The following is a 16,951-nucleotide window of genomic DNA, read 5'->3' on the forward strand; positions in this document are numbered from 1 at the left end:
ACCCGATCTCATAGCGTTATTTCCGCCAACTATTAATTAAGGCGGGAGATGAGACTCATCCTGAATATTTAAAGTTGGGTGTTTATATTATGGAAAACTTCAAGCATCTTCCCGAGCCGTTCCGTATTCGTGTCATCGAGCCGGTCAAGCGCACCACCCGTGCCTACCGGGACGAGGCCATCGTCCGGGCGGGTATGAACCCCTTCCTGCTGGACAGCGAGGATGTGTTCATCGACTTGCTGACCGACAGCGGCACCGGCGCCATCACCCAGAACATGCAGGCCGCCATGTTGCGCGGTGACGAGGCCTACAGCGGCAGCCGCAGCTACTACGCCCTGCAGCAGGCGGTGCAGGAGATCTTCGGCTATTCCCTCACCATCCCCACCCACCAGGGACGCGGCGCCGAGCAGATCTACATTCCCGTGCTGATCAAGAAGCGGGAGCAGGAGAAGGGGCTGGATCGCAAGAAGATGGTGGCGCTCTCCAACTACTTCTTCGACACCACCCAGGGTCACACCCAGATCAACTGCTGCGTGGCGAAAAACGTCTACACCAAGGAGGCGTTCGATACCTCGGTCACCGCCGACTTCAAGGGCAACTTCGATCTGGTCAAGCTGGAGGAGGCCATCCTGGAAGCGGGCCCGGCCAACGTGCCCTACATCGTCAGCACCATCACCTGCAACTCCGCCGGCGGCCAGCCGGTCTCCATCGCCAACCTGAAGGCGGTGTATGAAATTGCCCGCAAGTACGACATTCCGGTGATCATGGATTCGGCCCGCTTCGCGGAGAACGCCTACTTCATCCAGCAGCGCGAGCCCGGCTACGCGGACTGGAGCATAGAGGCGATCACCATGGAGTCCTACCAGTACGCGGACGGCCTTGCCATGTCAGCCAAGAAGGATGCCATGGTGCAGATGGGGGGCCTGCTCTGCTTCAAGGACGACAGCATGCTGGACGTCTACACCGAGTGCCGCACCCTGTGCGTGGTGCAGGAGGGCTTCCCGACCTACGGCGGCCTGGAAGGGGGGGCCATGGAGCGGCTCGCGGTCGGCCTGCGCGATGGCATGCGCCAGGACTGGCTGGCCTACCGCATCGGTCAGGTGCAGTACCTGGTGAATGGCCTGGAGGCCATCGGCGTGGTGTGCCAGCAGGCGGGAGGCCACGCGGCCTTCGTGGACGCCGGCAAGCTGCTGCCCCATATCCCGGCGGATCAGTTCCCGGCCCATGCGCTGGCGTGCGAGCTGTACAAGGTGGCGGGCATCCGGGCGGTGGAGATAGGTTCCCTGCTGCTGGGGCGTGATCCGGCCACCGGCAAGCAGCATCCCTGCCCGGCCGAGCTGCTGCGCCTGACCATACCGCGCGCGACTTATACCCAAACCCACATGGACTTTGTCATCGAGGCCTTCGGCGAGGTGAAGAAGAACGCCAGGAACGTGAAGGGGCTCGACTTTATTTATGAGCCGGCGGTGCTGCGCCACTTTACCGCCAGGCTGAAAGAGGTGGAGCAGGGCGTTCAGACGAGCGGCAAGAAACAAGAGAAACTGGTAGAGGCATGATCAGTCGGGGGCTCGGATTGTTCTGTGCCCTGTTGCTCACCAGGTTGCGAATGATGTGATTGAGAGTGGCGGTAGTGATTTATTTCGCCAGAGATGAATATTGCGTGCTCTTCTGCTGCTAAATGGCAGCCCCGAATAAGGGGTCGGATACCCGGCAGATCTCATCGTAAAAAACGGCGCCCTCGGGCGCCGTTTTCTTATGGCTGCGTTAGGGGTTGGCGCCGCATAAACAGCGCCAGCATGATCCCCATGGCGATCAGCACCGCCAGGGAGGAGAGGGCGAGCAGGGGATCGAGCCGCTCCGCTGGCAACAGCCGGCCATAGAGCAGGTAGAGCCCGACCGACATCACCAGCGCCCCCAGCTGGTGCAGGTAGAACTGGATGCATGCCAGCCGCCCGCTTGGGTTGCCGAGCCACAATCGGTGGCAGAGCGCATAGATAAACGAGACCACGAAACCGACCAGCATGATGTGGGCATGGGTCACGAACTGGCTGTGATCCTTGCTGGCGGCCATATAGATGCCGAGCACCATGCCGAGCAGGGCATAGCAGAGGGCACTGATGACGAACTTCCTGTCCATGGGGTGGCTCCTTGCCGTGAAAACCGGCTTGAGTATAGTGCCGCGCTTCCCGCAAACGGGGCCGTTCGCCAGAGATAGCGCCATGGGCAATGACACCAACATTTGATACCCGGGGGTGAGCAGGGTAAAGTCACACCCCCAAAATGGCGGCCCTGCTGCCATGTTGGGATCGGTAGCTAGCCTCAGCCACGTCTTGCCTCGCCGACGCAGCAGCAAGCGGCTGGGCGCCGATAGTACAGATGAGCGCGATCTTACGATGACAACCGGCGTAGCAGATGCAACGGTCCGCGGTCGCGACCAGATCAACAATCGTCTTTGGGGAAGTAAATGGAACATAAACCATCGTTGGTGGGCGGGGCATGCATCATTGCCGGCGTCTGCGTGGGAGCTGGCATGCTGGGGCTGCCGAGTGCGGGGGCGGGTGCCTGGTCCCTCTGGTCCATGCTCGCGGTGGCGCTGACCATGGTGGTGATGACCGTCTCCGGCTGGATGCTGCTGGAGTCCTATCGGGGCTACCCATTGCGCGTCTCCTTCGATACCGTGACCCGGGATCTGCTGGGGAACAAGGTCAACGCCCTCAACAACTTAAGCGTCTATTTCGTCGGCGGCATCCTGCTCTACGCCTACATCACCTCGGCGGGCCTCATCATAGAGGGGATGACCGGGCTCGGCAGCCAGTGGGCCTCGGTGCTCTTCACCCTGGGCTTCTCCTTCGTGGTGTGGCACTCCACCCGGGCGGTGGACCGCATCTCTATCCTGCTGGTGATCCTGATGGGGCTGAGCTTCGCCTTCGGCATCTCGGGCATGTCCATGAACATCCGCCTGGATCTGCTGCTCGACAGGGTCGGTGCCGAGCACAGCTACGCCCCCTATGCCCTGGTGATGCTGCCGGTGGCGCTCACCTCCTTCGGTTATCACCATTCGGTGTCATCCATGCGCGCCTACTACGGCGAGGAGCGCCGCGCCAGTCGCGCCATCCTGGGCGGCACCGTGATCGCGCTCGCCTTCTACCTCATCTGGCTGGCCAGCGTGTTCGGCAACCTGCCGCGCAGCGCCTTCGGCCCGGTGATCGAGCAGGGTGGCAACGTGGATGCCCTGCTCACCGCGCTGGGCTCGGTGATCGAATCCGAGGCGGTGGCGAATGCCCTCAACGCCTTCTCCATGGCGGCCATCCTCTCCTCCTTTATCGGGGTGGGGCTCGGGGTGTTCGACTACCTGGCGGATCTGTTCAAATTCGACAACGACCGCAGCGGCCGCACCAAGTCCTGGGCCCTGACCTTCCTGCCGCCGCTGCTGCTCTCCCTGCTGTTCCCGTTCGGCTTCCTGGTCGCCATCGGCTATGCCGGCGCCGTGGCCACCCTCTGGACCTGCATCATTCCGCCCCTGCTGGCCTGGAAGGTGCGTTCGGCCCAGGGTGACAAGGGCGAAGGCTTCCGCGCCCCGGGCGGGGTGCTGATGATCGCCCTGGTGATCCTGTTCGGGGTGCTGACCGCCGTCTTCCACCTGCTCAACATGGTGGGTTGGTTGCCCGCCTATACCGGCTGAAGAAGATGATTTTCAGCCTCTGTATCGAGTCGGGGAAATAGCAAAACGGCGCCTGCGGGCGCCGTTTTTGTTGGTTTTAATGCTTTATGCTGCCCTGGTCACGCCGCTAGTCAGCATGATCAGTTTTTTTGATACTGGGCAGCGGTAATGAATTGTCCGAACGTCTCGCACCAGATGATCACGCTGTTGTAGTCAGATGGATCCATATTGGTCGGCAGCGGCACGATAAAGTTGTCGAAGGTCTTCACCGGCCCGATATGTACCATCTGCGGCTTCAGGCGGGCGAAGTCCGCCTCCGTCTCCACGAAGGTCGGCGACAGATAGAGCTGATAGTCGGGCCCAGGCGCCAGCTGGCCCATCAGGCTGATGGCGCCCGGCCCTATGCTCACCCGCCCCTCACCCCAATGCAGCCGATCGCTGTCTTTCAAGTCCCGCTTGAAGGTGCCTTGATAGGTCGCCTGCGCCTGGCTGGCCGCCACCTGCTCGCCACTCGGGGCGGGTGGCGCTATCAGGATCGGCAGCAGATAGATGCCGGCGGCAAAGCCAATCCCCCCGACCAACAGATGGGTGGCCAGCAGCAGGGCCAGGGTCTTGCGGTGCATAACGTCTCGCTCGTCTATCACATGAATGGCCATACCCTAACAGCGGCCATCGCCGATGCCCATCCCCGACATGGCGCAGCCTTTGCAAGGGGCGGCGTCGCGATAGCTTGGCATCGATTCGATGATGCTGCGCCAATCGAACCTAGGGGCTAATCGGTGCCGCGCCCCTTCGCCGGCAGCCGTGCGCCGCTGCGCAGCAGGGGCAGCTGATAGAGCACCAGGGCCCCGAGCACCAGCCCGGCACCGGCCAGCTTGGCGCCGCCGAGGGCCTCCCCATAGCAGAGGGTGCTGAGCATCAGGGTCCAGACGGGTTCGAGCAGCATCAACAGGGCCGCGTGGGTGGTGGTCATCTTGCTCAGGGCCAGGGTCAGCAGCAGGTAGCGCAAGGTGGTGGCGAGCAGCACGCTGGCGGCGAACCAGCCCCAGGTGCTGGTGCTGACCAGGGGTGGCCAGCTCTCGGTCAGCAGGGACAGCGTGGTACCGATCAGGCCCGTCATGGCCAGCTGGATGCAGGTGAGCCAGCGCGGCGGGATCGACTGGGCGAAGTGGCGATGGACCGCGAGCTGGGTGCCGAGCGCCATGGCGGCGGCCAGGAACCAGAGCAGGGAGCGGGAGACGCCCCAGTCGGTGCCGCTCGAGAGCAGCAGCAGACCTGCCACGGCCAGGGGAAGTGTGGTCCAGTAGTGGCGGCCGGGGCGGGTCTTGAAGCCGGCCCAGGCGGCCAGTGGCGCCATCAGGGTGGCGACGCTCATGATAAAGGCGCCGCTGCCGAGGGCGTCGCTCTGGCTGATGGCGGTCACCCAGAGCAGCAGGTTGAGGCCGAGCATGGAGCCGCAACCCAGGGCACGCAGCAGCTGGGCGCGGCTGGGCCTGGGTTCGTACAAGATGGCAAGGGGCAACAGGATCAGGGCCGCCAGCAGGAAGCGACTGCCGATAAAGGCGGCGGGGGGCAGTTCGCGGATCGCCTCCTTGGAGAAGAACCAGCCGGCGGCCGCCAACAGGGTGGTGCAGATCATCAACAACAGGGGCGTACGGTTCATGGGGTCGCCGTCGGGTCAAAGAGGCTGGAACGAGTGAGGGATTGTACACGGAAAAGGCGGGTATACAGATTTGGCTGGCAGTGGTCACCCTCAAGCCTGATGGAAAAAAGCCCCGATGATGGTCATCATGGGGGCTTCTTATTGCGACAAGACGGTGATCGCGGCAGCGGATTACTCGATGGCGGTCAGGCGGAAGCCTTTGCCTTGCATGCACAGGTTGATCAACTCTTCCTGCTCCTCATCCTCGATCTTGTTGAGCTTCACCTGATATTGGCATTCGGACAGGGCATCCGTTCTCTGGGCCTCGGAGGCGCCCTCTTTCATATATTCACTGTCGGGAGTCGAAGAGCAGGCGCTCAGTACGAGCATGGTGCCAAGCACGACAAGGTGACGCTTCATACAGATGTCCTTTAACGTGATACAGATTGCAGATATGGCCAATATGTTTATTTATTGTGTCAGCTTTGATATTAATGTTTCTTGTCAAATAAAAATCGCCAACTGAATAGCGGTATTATCTGTTTTTTTGAGATGTATCACCCTTTTGAATTGAACGATAGTGCTGACTAGGCACTATTAGCATCGAACTCATGATACATAAGGCAACATTATATCAGCGCATGGGTTTTTGATATTGACTGGAGCTGAATCAGAGGGTGGAAAATCATCGTTCCTTGTCACCGGTTCAATACCCATGGAGCATCATGGTGCCAATGCAAGTCATCGGGGCTGCAGGTCTACGTACTCACTTGGGGTAAGTTTCTATATTAGTGCCCCTACCCCGTTAACACTGAATTATATATGTCCGCTATCATGTCCTATTGTGCTTCACTAATCTAAACTACCGACCTCCATATTTTTAGTTTGCCGAGTCCTTCTCTACAGCAAGAAATGGTGAATTGTCCAGAGCAGCAAATGAAGCTTCATTGTTTAGCAAGCGGATAAAATATCGCTTCTGTTCCTTCGTTTTTAAAACAATAAGGTTGTTATTAATCATTAATTTACGTTGGAATATTGGGAAGTTAGACATCACTTTCTCTATTTGAGAAATATCAATACCTTTTTGTACAATGGTACCCTGAGCTACCATCGCTAATGTTTTCATAAATCGACGATCCTTATGCATGTCATCAAAAATATTATTAGGCTTTGCCATACCACTCTGATCAATTATATTTAGAGATAGAACCAACGGGGTCGCTTTTTTCGCCAGATTATCTATAACTGCCTCAAGACCATAAAATCTTTCTAATAGATTCACATTAATTACGTAGAAAACTTTGTTAAAATAAAAGAAATCTATTGTGTTGTTAATATCAATGCTGTCATTCGTAACTCTATCAAGAGTCCTTCCATTTAAACTCCAGTACGATAGCTTAGTCTTTTTATGCAGTGAGACTGGATATTTGTGTTGGTATAAAACAACGCTGTTTCCGTTTCCATCACATAGATGGTATATAACACCCTTAACTTGAGCTAAGTTATCTTTAGTAAAATCGAAAGAATTTATTTTAGAATTTATCCCGTTAGACAAAACATCCTGCATTCTTGAAAACTCAGGAGGCATATGGTTTATCTTGGCATGATCATATTCAAACACCTGCTTGTCTCGCTCTAATAGAGTAGAAACAAGTGGGACATTAGTTTTACCGCTGTTTGGTTTAATGACAACAGAGGTTAGCGTGTTACAAAACTCAATTGTCATGTTGCTTTCAGCAGTAGGTTCTAAGTTTACTCGATATATCTCTGACTGTGCATCACTCATAACGAAGAATGCTTCACCTGAAATATGCTTAGATTTTATTATTGTCTCTACGCTCTGGAACATAATAGTATCAATCCATTATATTTTTTTGATAAAGAAAGTATTTTCATCAATTTTTATGTATTTGATTTTATCTGATGAGGAAAGATCTCCATGGCAAATAACTACACAGTCCTTTTCTCCTCGATCTGATATTTTTAGTCTATATAATCTGAATCCAAGAACAGCGAGTGATGGATTTGAATAGAATCTATTTGTTTTTATATAAATGATTCCTATAACAAAAATCATCAGAAACAAATTAAAAATAGTTCTTTTTGTATTCACATCGGTAAACACAAGCGGCATTATATATGTTGTTAAGAATTCTAGATGTTCATGGCTTTCATTTTGTATATCTGTAATGCTACAAGCTACTGACCAACCTCCAGATACAGAATTTACTAGAACAAAGAAAATTAGAAAGCCAATAAGTATAAAGAAGACACTTACCAAAAAAACAAAGTTCCGTACTTTGAACGTTTTTATTGTAAATTCATTTTTACATTCGGATATTAATGTCCATATTCTTTCCAAGAAACTGAGATCAAAGGACATTATCGCAAGAGACATGAATAGCAACCATAGAGATAGTATGTATAGAAGTACTTTAAAAATCGTCTGATTGTTCATGGTTGTAACGAGAGCTAAAAATATAATTGTTACTTTATAGGTTTGTATGGAGACGTTTTGTGATCAATAGCATAACTAATAAAAATATCTGGATTCGTTTGGGATAAAAAAGGCGCCCTAAAGGCGCCGTTTTTTGATCTAGCCAACAAACCTCAATCACTGCAGCAGCGAGATATCCGCCACTTGCAGGAACAGGTTGCGCAGGTTGTTCAGCAGCGCCAGACGGTTGGCCTTGAGGGCTTCGTCGTCGGCCATCACCATCACCTCGTTGAAGAAGGTGTCGACCGGCTCGCGCAGGGCGGCCAAACGGGTGAGGGCAGCCTGATAGTCACCGGCCGCGAACAGCGGTGCCAGTTCGGCTTGCAGTGCAGCAACCTGGGTGGCCAGCGCCTTCTCGGCGGCATCGACCAGCAGTTCCGGTTTGACGGCAGTCGGCAGCTCGCCTTCGACCTTGGCCAGGATGTTGCTGACGCGCTTGTTGGCGGCAGCCAGGGCCAGGGCAGCATCCAGGCTGCGGAAGTGGCTGACGGCCTTGACGCGGCGATCGAAGTCCAGCGGACGGGTCGGGCGGCGGGCCAGCACGGCCAGCACCACGTCGGCACCTATGCCTTCGTCCTGATAGGCGGCGCGGAAGCGGCCCAGCATGAAGTCGACCACGTCGGTGACGACGGTTTTGTTGGTCAGCTTGTCGCCGTAGACGCGAACGGCTTCTTCCACCAGTTCGACCAGATCCAGATCCAGCTGCTTCTCGGTCATGATGCGCAGGGCACCGATGGCGGCGCGACGCAGGGCGAAGGGATCCTTGTCACCCTTCGGCAGCATGCCGATGCCGAAGATACCGGCCAGGGTGTCGAGCTTGTCCGCCAGCGCCACGGCGCAGGCTTCCAGCGCGGACGGCAGGGCATCACCGGCGAAGCGCGGCATGTACTGCTCGTTCAGGGCCACGGCCACCACTTCGTCTTCGCCGTCGTGACGGGCGTAGTGCATCCCCATGACACCCTGGGTGCTGGCGAACTCGCCGACCATGTTGGTCATGAGATCGCACTTGGAGAGCAGGCCGGCACGCTTGGCCTGAGCCACGTTGGCACCGATGCGCTCGGCGATAAAGCCGGCGACGGTCTCGATGCGCTCGACCTTGGCCTTGACGGTGCCGAGCTGTTGCTGGAACAGCACGGTTTCGAGGCGCGGCAGGCGGGAGGCCAGGCTCTGCTTGAGGTCGGTCTTGAAGAAGAACTCGGCGTCAGACAGACGGGGGCGCACCACCTTCTCGTTGCCGCTGATGATCTGGCTCGGGTCTTTCGACTCGATGTTGGTGACGAAGATGAACTTCGGCAGCAGCTTGCCGCTCTTGTCGTAGACCGGGAAGTACTTCTGGTCACCCTTCATGGTGTGCACCAGCGCCTCGGCCGGTACCGCCAGGAACTTCTCTTCGAAGTTGGCGGTCAGCACCACAGGCCATTCGACCAGGGCGGTGACTTCTTCCAGCAGGGCGTCGTCCAGATCGGCGACGCCACCGAAGGCGGCGGCGGCCGCTTCGACGTCAGCCTTGATCTTGGCCTTGCGCACCATAAAGTCGGCTACTACCTTGCCTTTTTCCAGCAGGATCTGCGGGTATTGGCCGGCGTTGTCGATTTGGAATTCGGGCTCGCCCATAAAGCGGTGACCGCGGATGGTGCGGGCGGAGTCGATCCCCAGGATGGTGGCGGGCACCAGATCGCCGTCCAGCAGCAGGGTCACGGTGAACACCGGACGCACGAACTGGATGGTCTTGTCGCCCCAGCGCATCATCTTGGGAATGGGCAGCTTGGCCAGAGATGAAGCTACAAGCTCACCCAGCAGCTCGCGCGCCGGACGACCTTCAACCTTGGCGGTGTGGACCAGCCACTCACCCTTGTCGGTGACCAGCCGCTCGGCCTGTTCGACCGTGATGCCGTTGCCACGGGCCCAGCCTTCGGCGGCCTTGGTCGGCTTGCCATCGGCATCGAACGCCTGGGAGACGGCCGGGCCGCGCTTCTCGACGCTCTTGCTCGGCTGCTCGCCGGCCAGCTCACTCACCTTCAGCGCCAGACGGCGCGGTGAGGCGAACCACTCGACGTCGCCGAAGGCCAGATCGGCCTTGGTCAGCTCGGCCTTGAAGTTGTCGGCAAAGGCTTCGGCCAGGGAGCGAAGGGCCTTGGGTGGCAGCTCGGCGGTGCCGATCTCTACCAGAAATGTATGTTGTGCCATGTCCGTTCCTTAACCTTGCTGCTCGTTGTTGCCACGCTTGCACATGGGGAAGCCCAGCGCTTCGCGGGAGGCGTAGTAAGCCTCGGCCACGGCCTTGGTCAGGGTGCGAATGCGCAGTATGTAGCGCTGACGCTCGGTGACCGAGATGGCCTTGCGGGCATCCAGCAGGTTGAAGGAGTGGGCGGCTTTCAGAATGCGCTCGTAGGCGGGCAGGGGCAGCGGTTTTTCCAGCGCCAGCAGGTGCTGGGCTTCCTTCTCGTACTGCTCGAAGCAGTGGAACAGGAAGTCCACGTCGGCGTGCTCGAAGTTGTAGGTGGATTGCTCCACCTCGTTCTGGTGGAAGACGTCGCCGTAGGTGGTCTTGCCCAGGGGGCCATCAGACCAGACCAGGTCATAGACGCTGTCCACGCCCTGGATGTACATGGCCAGACGCTCGAGACCATAGGTGATCTCGCCGGTCACCGGCTTGCACTCCAGGCCGCCAACCTGCTGGAAGTAGGTGAACTGAGTCACTTCCATGCCGTTGAGCCAGACTTCCCAGCCCAGACCCCAGGCGCCCAGAGTCGGGTTTTCCCAGTTGTCTTCCACGAAGCGGATGTCGTGGATCTCGGGATCCATGCCCAGCTCTTTCAAAGAGCCGAGGTAGAGTTCCTGAATGTTGTCGGGGGAAGGCTTGATGATCACCTGGAACTGGTAATAGTGCTGCAGGCGGTTCGGGTTCTCACCGTAGCGGCCGTCGGTGGGACGGCGGGACGGTTGCACGTAGGCGCAGGCGATGGGCTCCGGGCCCAGGGCGCGCAGGCAGGTCATGGGGTGGGAGGTACCGGCACCCACTTCCATATCCAGCGGCTGAATGATGGTACAGCCCTGGCGGGACCAATAGTCCTGCAGCTGCAGGATCAGGCCCTGAAAGGTTTTGACATCGAATTTTTGCATAGTGTTTTTCGCGCGAAGTGAAATCAGAGCAAGATTTGCTGAATGTGAACCGAAGGAGTATACCGTCTGGCATGGTCGGATAATAGGCGAAATTGTAGGGGATTCATGGGGTGGCGCTGCGCCGGGCCTGGTCGGCCCGGGATGAAAGCCCTGTCATGTCGCCGATGAAATCCCCTTGTCGGACAGAGAGTCGGACAGAGAAAAATAACAGGAGACGAGGAATGGAACTGCGCTGCGCCTGGGTGACCAGGGACCCGGAATATATCGAATACCATGACAAGCAGTGGGGGCGGCCGGTGCGTGATCCGCGCGAGTTGTTTGCCAAGCTCTGCCTCGATGGCCAGCAGGCGGGGCTCTCCTGGATCACCATTCTCAAACGCACCGACAGTTACTACCGCGCCTATGCCGGCTTCGATCCCACCCTCATTGTCCGGTTCGACGAGCAGGATGTGGCGCGGCTGATGCAGGACAAAGGCATCATCCGCAATCGCCTCAAGGTGCAGTCGATCATCAAAAACGCTCGCGCCTATCTGGCACTGGAGGCGCAGGGCATCGACTTCGCGGACTATCTGTGGGGCTTCGTCGGCGGCGTCCCCATCGTCAATCAGCGGCAGGGCAACGGCGATATCCCGGCTACCTCGCCGGAGTCGGATGCCATGGCCAAGGCCCTCAAGAAGCTCGGTTTTACCTTCGTCGGCAGTACCATCTGCTACGCCTTCATGCAGGCGGTGGGCATGGTGAACGATCATCTCGTCATCTGCCCCTGTCACGTCGCCTGTCAGCAAGGCTAAATCGGGAGTGGAAGAAGAAGGGAGGCCAGCAGCCTCCCTTCTTCCTTTCTGGCCTGCCATCTCGCCAGGATCTGACGCAATGGTGAAAGCGCTCAAGCGGCTCTGTCTTACCTTGGTTGGCAGCCCTGGCTGCTGCGCCTCCATGCGGGCCTTGGGCTTGGTGAATGATCATCTCGTCGCCGGCCCCTGTCAGGCCCCCTGCCAGCAGGACCAGGGGTCCGTTTTTCGGCGCTCGGTACAGCCGGCATACAGTAACTGCTGCTCAAAATTGGGACATTCATCACGAGGATTTACCTATGTCACTGAACTCATTTCGTCACCGTACCCTCGGCACCCTGATCCTGGCGGGTTGTTCCCTGCTGGCGACCTTGCCTGCCCAGGCGGCCGATCGCCAGGATTCCCGCGACGTGCGTCAGGAGGTGCGTCCCGAAGTCCGTGAGGCTACGCAGGACTGCCGCGAGGCCGATCAGAAGAACAACATCGAATGCCGTCAGGACAAGCATGACGTCAAGCAAGGGGCTCGTGAGAAGAGCCGCGACGTCAAATACTGATCCACCGCCCAGGACCGCAGCAACCTCAGCCCGAATAACCAGGGAGCCTCAATATGAACGCTGTCACTCCTCATAATGCCCGTAGCGCGCTGCTGTCTGCCCTGCTGGCTGGTTGTTCCCTGTTGGTAGCCCTGCCGGCTCAGGCCACCGAACAAGCCCAGCAGCGTCGCGACGCGCGGGATCTGCGCCAGGCAGTCCGTCAGGAGTCTCGCGAACAGAAGCGCGACTGTCGTCAGGAAGAGTTCCTTGGCAACGCCGATTGCCGCCAGGAGCATCGCCACCACAAGCAAGATGCGCGCGAAGCGGCACGCGATATCAAATATTGAGGCCGGGATGGGATCGTTCCCCCTGCCATTAACCCTTATTTATTGGAGTCCCCATGACTATTTCTATCTCTCGCCTGAGCGCCACCCTGCTGACCGCTTGCACCCTGTTCGCCGCCGTGCCGGCTCAAGCCACCAATCAGGGTGAGCAGCGTCAGGATGCCCGTGACATCCGCCAGGACGGTCGTCAGGAATCCCGTGACGCCAAGCAGGAGTGCCGTGAGGGCGTGGTTGGCAACGCTGATTGTCGTCAGGACAACCGCGACAACAAACAAGAAAACCGTGACGAGGCTCGTGACGTCAAATATTGATAGTCAGGGCTTGCCAGCCCAACGCCGGGCCCCGTGTATAATTGAGAGACGCCGATCCGCTGCGTTTCAATCACTTTAGGAGTCACCATGAAGAAGTCCGTATTCATGCTGCTTGCCGCCACCGTCTTGTTGACTGCCCTGCCTGCGCAGGCCACCAAGCAGGCACAAGAGCGCCGTCAGGCTCGCGATGTACGCCAGGACACTCGCCAGGATTCCCGCGACGCCAAGCAAGATTGCCGCAATGGTTTGGTGGGCAATGCCGATTGCCGCCAAGAACACCGCGACAACAAGCAGGAAGGGCGCGACCAGGCCCGCGACATCAAATATTGATTCGCTGCCCTCGTGGGCAGGCGATGGGATTGATGAACAGGGGGGCTTCGGCCCCCTTGTTCATCTCGGTGACGCATGCGCGTCACACTCTGGCGTTCCTCTGAGGTAGAATGCGCGACTGTTCGGCTTGAGTCGTTTTTTCAGAGGTTTTTTCCCATGCATTTCAAGAAACTCGTTCCAGCACTTGCCCTGACCGTCGCCATGACCGGCTGTACCACCAATCCCTATACCGGCGAATCCCAGACCTCCAAGGGCGCCTGGGGTGCACTGGCCGGTGCCGCCACCGGCGCCGCCGTGGGGGCACTGTCATCCAGCAAGGGTGATCGCAAGAAGGGTATTTTGACCGGCGTCGCCGCCGGCGCGGCGCTGGGTGGTGGCATCGGCTACTACATGGACGTGCAGGAAGCCAAGCTGCGCGAGAAGCTGCAAGGCACCGGCGTCAGCGTGACCCGCAACGGTGATCAGCTGATCCTCAACATGCCGAACAACGTCACCTTCGACAGCTCAAGCGCCCAGTTGAAGGCGGCCGGTGCCAACACCCTGTCCGGCGTGGCCATGGTGGTTGCCGAGTTCGACAAGACCCGTCTTAACGTGGTCGGTCACACCGACAGCACCGGCTCCCGCGAGCTGAACATGAAGCTCTCCGCCCAGCGCGCCGACGCCGTCGCCGCCCAGCTGATCGGCCAGGGCGTGACCGGTAGCCGCATCGCCACCAGTGGTGTGGGCCCGGATCAACCGGTCGCCACCAACAGCACCGCCGCCGGCAAGGCCCAGAACCGTCGTGTGACCATTACCCTGACCCCGACTGCCTAAGTCGCCCGGTTGCCGGTAACGAAAAGGCCCCGCCAATCTGGCGGGGCCTTTTGCTATCTCAGGCTGGGCGGGCGGCTCAGACCGCCGCGGTCAGTTGCACCTCGACCTTGTAGTCCTCGTGGGCGAGGCGAGCCTGCACGCAGGCGCGTACCGGGGCCGTGCCCGCCGGGAGCCAGGCATCCCACTGGGCATTGAAGGCGGCGATATCGCCGATGTCTTTCAGATAGATGTTGGCCATCAGTATCTTGTCGACCCCGGAGCCGTTGGCTTCCAGCAGGCGCTGCAGGCTGGTCAACACCTCGCGGGTCTGCTGGTGAATGTCGGCTTCATCCGTGGCGGGGACTTCAACCACATAGAGGGTGCCGTTGTGGATGACCACATCTGACCAACGCTGGGTGGTGCCGATTCGGGTAATGGCTGTCATGGACTCTTCCTGCATGGGGATCATTGACCCTTGCGGATCAGATAGCGGTAAGGAGCCTGCTCGATTTCGCTGGCGATCAGGGTGTGATCCATGAAACGGCAGAAACTGGGAATGTCGCGGGTGGTGGAGGGATCGTCGGCGCTGACCAGCAGGGTCTCCCCCTCGGCCATCAGCCGCACTTTCTTGCGCACCATCATCACGGGTTCCGGGCAACGAAGCCCAATTGCGTCCAACTCATGAGTTGCGTCGCAGAATAAATTACTCATTAATAATCAACCTTCAGCCACACTTTCTTGCGCGCTATCGTCACGGGTTCGGGGCAACGAAGCCCGATTGCGTCCAACTCATGAGTTGCGTTGCAGAATAAATTACTCATTAATAATCAACCTTCAGCCGCACTTTCTTGCGCGCTATCGTCACGGGTTCCGGGCAACGAAGCCCGATTGCGTCCAACTCGTGAGTTGCGTCGCAGAATAAAGCACTCATCAATAATCAACCTTCAGCCACACTTTCTTGCGCGCTATCGTCACGGGTTCGGGGCAACGAAGCCCGATTGCGTCCAGCTCGTGAGTCGCATCGCAGAATAAAGTAGTCATTAATAATCAACCTTCAGCCGCACTTTCTTGCGCGCTATCGTCACGGGTTCGGGGCAACGAAGCCCGATTGCGTCCAACTCGTGAGTCGCATCGCAGAATAAAGTAGTCATTAATAATCAACCTTCAGCCGCACTTTCTTGCGCGCTATCGTCACGGGTTCGGGGCAACGAAGCCCGATTGCGTCCAACTCATGAGTTGCGTCGCAGAATAAAGCACTCATCAATAATCAACCTTCAACCAATTCAGCTGCCAATGATACTAAAGGCGAAAAAATAATCAAATAATAGGGCTGCTATGCAGCATATGTAACCAAAGTGTGATCTGACCCTATCCAGCTCCTGCCCGATGAGTAATATAAAAATTGAATCATATTCAACAAGGAGGTGTGAATATGCAGGTCTCCTACGGCAGATTACAAGCCTACGCAGGCATGGGGTTCCTGTCTTTCGCCATGATAGTGCTGGGCAGTCCGATCGGAAACACCGGCACCTGGTTCGGGTCCATGGTGATGATAGGGCTGGGGCTCTGGATCGAGCTCAGCGACTACTACGACGAGGACGAAGACGAGAACGATCGCTCTTGAACATTCAGGCTTCGATGACCCAAAGGCGGACTGGTTCCGCCTTTGTTATTTCTGCTCGGCGCCGGAGCGGGTCGAGCGCATGGCGCGCTCCAGTTGCAGCGCCGTTTGCTCGGGGTTGGCCCGGGTGTCGTTGAAGAAGCTGCTCAGCACATCCATGATCGCCTGGCGCATGTTGGTCGGCACGGCCATCCCCTCCGCCATGCTGGGCAGCAGGTTGCCGTCTCGCTCCGCCAGCTGGAAGTCCTGATAGGAGCGGATGGCGCAGCGATCGAACTTGCTCATGTCCGGCTTGGTGAGCGCGGGGATGGAGCCCTTCACCCGGTTGAACTCCTCCTGGAACTTCGGCGTCATCAGCAACTGGGCCAGCTCGCCCTGGGCCTGAAGCTGGGCGGGATCCCGCTGCTTGAACATGGCGATGGAGTCCAGGTTGTAACTGAACAGGCCCTGGCTGCCCGGGCTCGGCAGGCATTCGATGTCCTCCCCGGGTCGGTAGTTGCCGGCACTCAGCTCCCCCTTCACCCAGTCCCCCATGATCTGCATGGCGGCGCCGCCGCTCTCCAGCAGGTTGGTGGCCTGGTGCCACTTCAGCCCGGCGTATTTCTCGGGCACAAAGCCACGCAACTGGCGGAAGCGGGTCAGCACCCGCACCATGTCGGGCCCGGTCAGGGTGGCCTCGTCCTGCTCCAGGAAGGCCTTGCGATAGAAGGCCTTGCCCCCTTCCCCCAGCGCTACCGTTTCGAACAGTACCGCCAGCTGCCAGGGCTCGTTGCCGATGGCGAGCGGTGCCACCCCCTCGGCCTTGATCTTCTCCGCCACCGCCATGAACTGTTTCCAGTCGGTCGGCGGTTGCAGTCCCAGCCGCTCGAACACCTTGCGGTTGAGCCACAGCCAGTTGACTCTGTGGATGCCGGTCGGCACCGCCATCAGGGCGCCGTTCTGGCTGAGGGTTTCGCGCACCATGGGGGAGAGCTGCGGGTACCAGCCGAGGTGTTCGGCCATGGGGCTGAGGTCGCGCAGGAAGCCGAGCCCGGCCCACTCGTGCAATTCATAGCCCTTGAGGTGGGCCGCCTCCGGTGGATTGGCCGCCAGTGCCCGGCTCTTGAGCACCGTCATGGCACTCTTGCCGCCGCCCCCCTGCACCGCGAAGTCGTTCCACTGGTTGCCGCGCTCGGCCCACTCCGACTTGAGCACCTCTACCGCCTTGGCCTCGCCGCCGGAGGTCCACCAGTGCAACACCTCCACCTGAGCGGCACCGACGGGAAGGGACAACAGGGCAATGACAGAAAAAGACAACCACTTCATAAGG

Annotated in this window: 21 protein-coding genes and 1 pseudogene; 10 read left to right on the forward strand and 12 right to left on the reverse strand. The window is 58.2% G+C overall.

Annotated elements, in window-relative coordinates; translation table 11 throughout:
* Positions 1 to 89 precede the first annotated feature (89 nt).
* Positions 90 to 1,556 carry a tryptophanase gene (gene tnaA / locus LG30_RS0120415; protein ID WP_033132533.1) on the forward strand — a complete coding sequence of 489 codons (1,467 nt, stop codon included), beginning with the start codon at positions 90 to 92 and terminating at the stop codon, positions 1,554 to 1,556.
* Positions 1,557 to 1,753: 197 nt separating this feature from the next.
* On the opposite strand, the gene LG30_RS0120420 is transcribed toward tnaA, so the two are convergent.
* Positions 1,754 to 2,137 carry a hypothetical protein gene (locus LG30_RS0120420; RefSeq protein WP_033132534.1) on the reverse strand — a complete coding sequence of 128 codons (384 nt, stop codon included), beginning with the start codon at positions 2,135 to 2,137 and terminating at the stop codon, positions 1,754 to 1,756.
* A 327-nt stretch (positions 2,138 to 2,464) separates the two neighbouring features.
* Between LG30_RS0120420 and LG30_RS0120425 the strand changes: the two genes are divergently transcribed.
* Complete coding sequence (locus LG30_RS0120425; RefSeq protein WP_033132535.1) at positions 2,465 to 3,682, forward strand: aromatic amino acid transporter; 1,218 nt, start codon at positions 2,465 to 2,467, stop codon at positions 3,680 to 3,682.
* Between the two features lie 119 nt (positions 3,683 to 3,801).
* On the opposite strand, the gene LG30_RS0120430 is transcribed toward LG30_RS0120425, so the two are convergent.
* The 7 genes from LG30_RS0120430 to glyQ form a co-directional block, all read right to left on the reverse strand.
* Positions 3,802 to 4,284: a DM13 domain-containing protein gene (locus LG30_RS0120430; protein WP_033132536.1), complete on the reverse strand. Its 483-nt coding sequence runs from the start codon at positions 4,282 to 4,284 to the stop codon at positions 3,802 to 3,804.
* A gap of 149 nt (positions 4,285 to 4,433) precedes the next feature.
* The gene (locus LG30_RS0120435; protein ID WP_033132537.1) at positions 4,434 to 5,324 is read right to left on the reverse strand and encodes a DMT family transporter; all 891 of its coding nucleotides are present in this window, start codon (positions 5,322 to 5,324) and stop codon (positions 4,434 to 4,436) included.
* A gap of 171 nt (positions 5,325 to 5,495) precedes the next feature.
* A complete protein-coding gene (locus LG30_RS0120440) occupies positions 5,496 to 5,723 on the reverse strand; it encodes a lipoprotein (RefSeq protein ID WP_033132538.1) in 228 nt (75 codons plus the stop codon).
* A gap of 460 nt (positions 5,724 to 6,183) precedes the next feature.
* A complete protein-coding gene (locus LG30_RS0120445; protein WP_033132539.1) occupies positions 6,184 to 7,152 on the reverse strand; it encodes a Kiwa anti-phage protein KwaB-like domain-containing protein in 969 nt (322 codons plus the stop codon).
* Positions 7,153 to 7,167: 15 nt separating this feature from the next.
* On the reverse strand, positions 7,168 to 7,761 hold the full coding sequence (gene kwaA, locus LG30_RS22945) for an anti-phage protein KwaA (RefSeq protein WP_081966269.1): 594 nt from the start codon (positions 7,759 to 7,761) through the stop codon (positions 7,168 to 7,170).
* A 156-nt stretch (positions 7,762 to 7,917) separates the two neighbouring features.
* A complete protein-coding gene (glyS, locus tag LG30_RS0120450) occupies positions 7,918 to 9,987 on the reverse strand; it encodes a glycine--tRNA ligase subunit beta (protein ID WP_033132540.1) in 2,070 nt (689 codons plus the stop codon).
* Between the two features lie 9 nt (positions 9,988 to 9,996).
* A complete protein-coding gene (gene glyQ / locus LG30_RS0120455; protein WP_033132541.1) occupies positions 9,997 to 10,923 on the reverse strand; it encodes a glycine--tRNA ligase subunit alpha in 927 nt (308 codons plus the stop codon).
* A 221-nt stretch (positions 10,924 to 11,144) separates the two neighbouring features.
* On the opposite strand from glyQ, the gene LG30_RS0120460 reads away from it, so the two are divergent.
* From LG30_RS0120460 to LG30_RS0120485, 7 genes are all read left to right on the forward strand, one after another.
* Complete coding sequence (locus LG30_RS0120460; protein ID WP_033132542.1) at positions 11,145 to 11,714, forward strand: DNA-3-methyladenine glycosylase I; 570 nt, start codon at positions 11,145 to 11,147, stop codon at positions 11,712 to 11,714.
* A 7-nt stretch (positions 11,715 to 11,721) separates the two neighbouring features.
* Positions 11,722 to 12,153: a DNA-3-methyladenine glycosylase I gene (locus LG30_RS23045; protein WP_274518516.1), complete on the forward strand. Its 432-nt coding sequence runs from the start codon at positions 11,722 to 11,724 to the stop codon at positions 12,151 to 12,153.
* Complete coding sequence (locus LG30_RS0120465) at positions 12,083 to 12,265, forward strand: hypothetical protein (RefSeq protein ID WP_238566471.1); 183 nt, start codon at positions 12,083 to 12,085, stop codon at positions 12,263 to 12,265. Before LG30_RS23045 ends, LG30_RS0120465 begins: the two co-directional genes overlap by 71 nt.
* Positions 12,266 to 12,318: 53 nt before the next feature.
* Positions 12,319 to 12,591, forward strand: a complete 273-nt coding sequence (locus tag LG30_RS0120470; protein WP_033132543.1) for a hypothetical protein — start codon at positions 12,319 to 12,321, stop codon at positions 12,589 to 12,591.
* A 53-nt stretch (positions 12,592 to 12,644) separates the two neighbouring features.
* A complete protein-coding gene (locus LG30_RS0120475; protein ID WP_033132544.1) occupies positions 12,645 to 12,899 on the forward strand; it encodes a hypothetical protein in 255 nt (84 codons plus the stop codon).
* Positions 12,900 to 12,986: 87 nt separating this feature from the next.
* Positions 12,987 to 13,229, forward strand: coding sequence for a hypothetical protein (locus LG30_RS0120480; RefSeq protein ID WP_033132545.1), 243 nt, complete (start codon positions 12,987 to 12,989; stop codon positions 13,227 to 13,229).
* Between the two features lie 156 nt (positions 13,230 to 13,385).
* Entirely contained in the window at positions 13,386 to 14,042 is a 657-nt protein-coding gene (locus tag LG30_RS0120485; protein ID WP_033132546.1) for an OmpA family lipoprotein, read from the forward strand.
* Positions 14,043 to 14,118: 76 nt separating this feature from the next.
* On the opposite strand, the gene LG30_RS0120490 is transcribed toward LG30_RS0120485, so the two are convergent.
* The 3 genes and pseudogenes from LG30_RS0120490 to LG30_RS21780 form a co-directional block, all read right to left on the reverse strand.
* Complete coding sequence (locus LG30_RS0120490) at positions 14,119 to 14,466, reverse strand: RidA family protein (protein WP_033132564.1); 348 nt, start codon at positions 14,464 to 14,466, stop codon at positions 14,119 to 14,121.
* Between the two features lie 20 nt (positions 14,467 to 14,486).
* Complete coding sequence (gene tusA, locus LG30_RS0120495) at positions 14,487 to 14,732, reverse strand: sulfurtransferase TusA (protein WP_033132547.1); 246 nt, start codon at positions 14,730 to 14,732, stop codon at positions 14,487 to 14,489.
* Positions 14,733 to 15,186: 454 nt separating this feature from the next.
* Positions 15,187 to 15,282: pseudogene (locus LG30_RS21780) on the reverse strand (sulfurtransferase TusA family protein); the annotation flags it as partial.
* Between the two features lie 171 nt (positions 15,283 to 15,453).
* Here LG30_RS21780 and LG30_RS0120500 point away from each other — a divergent pair.
* A complete protein-coding gene (locus LG30_RS0120500; RefSeq protein WP_033132548.1) occupies positions 15,454 to 15,645 on the forward strand; it encodes a hypothetical protein in 192 nt (63 codons plus the stop codon).
* Between the two features lie 45 nt (positions 15,646 to 15,690).
* Here LG30_RS0120500 and LG30_RS0120505 read toward each other — a convergent pair whose 3' ends face one another.
* A complete protein-coding gene (locus LG30_RS0120505) occupies positions 15,691 to 16,947 on the reverse strand; it encodes an ABC transporter substrate-binding protein (protein WP_033132549.1) in 1,257 nt (418 codons plus the stop codon).
* Between the last annotated feature and the right edge of the window lie 4 nt (positions 16,948 to 16,951).

This window comes from Aeromonas aquatica, assembly GCF_000764655.1.
Lineage (GTDB): Bacteria > Pseudomonadota > Gammaproteobacteria > Enterobacterales > Aeromonadaceae > Aeromonas > Aeromonas aquatica.